Annotated in this window: 1 pseudogene; it reads right to left on the bottom strand. The window is 74.9% G+C overall.

Annotation, left to right across the window (positions count from 1 at the left end):
- Positions 1–21: 21 nt before the first annotated feature.
- Positions 22–459 (bottom strand): annotated as a pseudogene (locus GVL52_RS28905) (hypothetical protein); the annotation flags it as partial.

Here is a 459-nt window from a genome sequence, read left to right as displayed (position 1 = left end):
TTTCGGGGGGAACCGCGGCCGTCACGCGGCGAGGTCGAACACCAGCACTTCGGCGGCCGAGCCCCGGCCCAGCCGCAGGCGCTCCTCCTGCAGCATGAAGACCGCGTCGCCCGCCGCGAGCGGATGGCCGTTGGCCTCCAGGCTGCCGCGCAGCAGATGGACGTAGCATTTGCGGGCAGGATCCAGCGGCAGTTCGGCCGCCTGCGGCCCATCGAACAGGCCCGCATGGAGACGCACATCGGCCTGGACCGCCAGCACCGGCCCCGAAGGCTCGGCGGGGCCGTCCACCGCCGCGTGCGCGGGGGCTGCCAGCAGATGGAGACGGCCGGCGGGCCGGCGCGCGGGCCCGGGCACCTGGGCGCCGTCCGGCGCCCGATCCCGCGGGGCGGGGTCGATCCAGATCTGCAGGTAATGCGCGGCCCGGTCCGGCAGCGGATTGAATTCGGCACAGGTGGTCCC

The organism is Rhizobium sp. 18055 (genome assembly GCF_902706285.1).
In the GTDB taxonomy this organism is placed as follows: Bacteria; Pseudomonadota; Alphaproteobacteria; order Rhizobiales; family Rhizobiaceae; genus Rhizobium.
This window is presented reverse-complemented; position numbering and strand designations above follow the sequence as displayed.